Origin of the sequence: Streptomyces sp. TP-A0874 (genome assembly GCF_001748085.1) — a bacterium.
In the GTDB taxonomy this organism is placed as follows: Bacteria; Actinomycetota; Actinomycetes; order Streptomycetales; family Streptomycetaceae; genus Streptomyces.
Genome location: NZ_BBZK01000018.1, coordinates 3,130 through 3,938, shown reverse-complemented (window position 1 = coordinate 3,938; position 809 = coordinate 3,130). Strand labels below are relative to the sequence as shown.

The following is an 809-nucleotide window of genomic DNA, read 5'->3' as shown; positions in this document are numbered from 1 at the left end:
GGGTGTGGAGGGTGGGCTGGGGTGGCTGGGGGTGTTGGGCGCGCTGTTGGGTGTCTGAGGGTGCGGCCGTTGGTCGTGTTTCTCTTGGTGCCGACCCCGGTGTAGGCCTGCTTGTTGGCGGGTTGTGACGGGTGGTTGGTTGTTGTTTGTGAACTGCACAGTGGACGCGAGCATCTGTGGCCAAGTTTTTAAGGGCGCACGGTGGATGCCTTGGTACCAGGAACCGATGAAGGACGTGGGAGGCCGCGATAGTCCCCGGGGAGTTGTCAACCGAGCTTTGATCCGGGGGTTTCCGAATGGGGAAACCCGGCAGTCGTCATGGGCTGTCACCTGCTGCTGAACGCATAGGCAGTGTGGAGGGAACGCGGGGAAGTGAAACATCTCAGTACCCGTAGGAAGAGAAAACAACCGTGATTCCGGGAGTAGTGGCGAGCGAAACTGGATGAGGCTAAACCGCATGTGTGTGATACCCGGCAGGGGTTGCGTGTGCGGGGTTGTGGGGTTTTTCTGTGACTGGTCTGCCGGCTGGTCGGCGAGTGAGAAACCGTATGGATAGGCGAAGGGCATGCGAAAGGCCTGGCGTAGAGGGTAAGACCCCCGTAGTCGAAATCTGTACGGCTCGTTTGGAAGATTCCCAAGTAGCATGGGGCCCGAGAAATCCTGTGTGAATCTGGCGGGACCACCCGCTAAGCCTAAATATTCCCTGGTGACCGATAGCGGATAGTACCGTGAGGGAATGGTGAAAAGTACCCCGTGAGGGGAGTGAAATAGTACCTGAAACCGTGTGCCTACAAGCCGTGGGAGCGTCG

The 809-nt window shown here is 58.6% G+C and carries 1 rRNA gene (running past one end of the window); it reads left to right on the top strand.

Annotation, left to right across the window (positions count from 1 at the left end):
- Positions 1-178: 178 nt before the first annotated feature.
- Positions 179-809 (top strand): 23S ribosomal RNA (locus tag BGP73_RS21680); it runs 3,109 nt beyond the window's last position.